We start from the raw sequence: 1,935 nt of genomic DNA on the forward strand, positions 1-1,935 counted from the left end.
CACGGTGCGCAGCTCGCGTGGGTGGGAGCTGGAGGACGCCCAGCGGGCGGCCTGGCGCGAGGCCGGGTTCCCGCTGGCGGTGCGGGTGGCGCCGGCCGAGCGGTGGGGCGCGCTCACCCGGAGCGGTCTGCCGGTCGTACGGGACGCGGGCTTCACCGAGATCGCACCGGGGTCGTGCACGGTGGTGGCGGACCACCCGGCCCTGCGGCGGCGCTAGCGGACCGGGCGGGTGCGTCAGGTGGCGACGCTGGCGACGGGTTCGAGGCCATGGTTGCGGGCGTAGCCGTTCTCGGTGCCGACGAGGAGGTCGACGACCTCGAAGTAGCGGTCCCAGAACGGGGTTTCGCGCAGCGCGTCGATGAGGAGCTGGTAGGCGTCGTGATCGTCGGCTTCCCAGACCCAGACGTCGGTGACGCGGGTGGAGTAGAACTCCGTGTCGTAGAAGCGTGACCGGACACCGGTGGTCTTGGCCTTGATGGCGGGGATGACCTGGGTGGCGAAGGCGTTCATCCGTTCCTCGGGGGTCATGGCGAGCCACTCGACCTCCTGCGGAGGCCAACCGCGTTGCCACAATGGGAACTTGAGCAACGGATCATTGCCTGAAATGGAATCACGCTGGTGAACAGCCCAGAGCCGGTCAATCCGCAGCCGGTCATCGACGCCAACCTCGCCGTCGCGCTGGACGCGCTGCTGGCCGAGCAGAGCGTCACCCGCGCCGCCGCGCGCCTGCGCACCTCCCCCGCCGCCATGAGCCGCACCCTCGCCCGCCTCCGCCGCATCCTCCAGGACCCCCTCCTGGTCCGGGCCGGGCAGACCATGGTGCCGACCCCCCGCGCCCAGGCCCTGCGCGATGAGGCCGCCACGGTGGTACGCCGTCTCGGGGCACTGCTCACTCCCGGCACCGGCGTCGACCCCGCCACCCTGCACCGCACGTTCACCCTCCAGGCGGCCGATCTGGCCAGCGCGGCGCTGGCCCCCGGGCTGCTGGAGCTGGCCCGGCAGGAGGCACCGGGTGTCACCTTGCGTTTCCGGACCGAGGAGCTGGAGGCCGGACCGGCCCTCCGCGACGGCGGGATCGACCTGGAGGTCGGGGCCATCGACCACGTCGACCCCGAGACCCGGGTCGAGGAGCTGGTCACCCTGCGGATGGCGGCGGGCGTCCGACCCGGCCATCCGCTGACCGAAAACCCCTGACCCCGGCCCGGCTCGCCGCCGCCGAACACGTCGCGGTCAGCCGCCGCGGCCGGTTCACCGGCCCCCTGGACGCCGCCCTGGCCGAGCACGACCTCCACCGGCGGGTCACCGCCGTCCTCCCCAGCCACCTGGCCGCGATGACCCTCGCCGCCCGCAGCGATGTCGTGTGCCTCATCCCCACCGCACCCCCGGCGCCGCCCTTTCCCCCCTCACCGACGCCGCCACCACCCTCGGCCTGCGCCTCCTCGACATCCCCCTGCCACTGCCGCCGGTGATCATCGGCATGGCCTGGCACCCCCGCCACGCCGCCGACGGAGCCCACCACTGGCTGCGAGACGCCGTCCGCCGAACGCTCGGCGTACCGCCCGGGAGCCGCCGGTAGCCCCGGCGTGGCCGTCGCCGAAAGACGACGGCGGCCAGCCGGGCGCGGGGGCGGGTCAGGCGCGGCGGCGCTTGCGGATCGCGCGGGTCACCACCGGCGGGAGCACATCGGCGGCCAGCCGCCGGACCTGGCTGGGGCGGCGCGGGGTGGATGCCGGGGCGGCCGGGGTCTGGCCCGGCTTGGCGGCGGGGGCGGAGGCGGGCGCCTCCAGGGCGTAGCGGGACCGCGGCGCCGCCGGGTTCTTCGGCTTTCCGGAGAACCTCAGCACCCGGCTGCCCGCGATCTCCTGCCTGCTGGTGTGCATCCCGCGGCGCCACTCCTCGTCCGCGAGCATCTCTTCCTGGATCGGCCCGGGGTCG

Annotated in this window: 1 protein-coding gene and 3 pseudogenes; 2 read left to right on the forward strand and 2 right to left on the reverse strand. The window is 74.7% G+C overall.

The window, feature by feature from the left end:
* Positions 1 to 217, forward strand: a pseudogene (locus SSOG_RS11575) (peptidyl-tRNA hydrolase); the annotation flags it as partial.
* 17 nt (positions 218 to 234) lie between these two features.
* Here the strand turns inward: SSOG_RS11575 and SSOG_RS11580 are convergent.
* Positions 235 to 588 (reverse strand): darcynin family protein, encoded by a 354-nt coding sequence (locus SSOG_RS11580; RefSeq protein ID WP_009714406.1) that lies wholly within the window; start codon positions 586 to 588, stop codon positions 235 to 237.
* Between the two features lie 21 nt (positions 589 to 609).
* Here SSOG_RS11580 and SSOG_RS11585 point away from each other — a divergent pair.
* Positions 610 to 1,576: pseudogene (locus tag SSOG_RS11585) on the forward strand (LysR substrate-binding domain-containing protein).
* Positions 1,577 to 1,631: 55 nt separating this feature from the next.
* Here the strand turns inward: SSOG_RS11585 and SSOG_RS11590 are convergent.
* A pseudogene (locus SSOG_RS11590) lies at positions 1,632 to 1,935 on the reverse strand (class I SAM-dependent methyltransferase); the annotation flags it as partial.

This window comes from Streptomyces himastatinicus ATCC 53653 (assembly GCF_000158915.1).
Lineage (GTDB): Bacteria > Actinomycetota > Actinomycetes > Streptomycetales > Streptomycetaceae > Streptomyces > Streptomyces himastatinicus.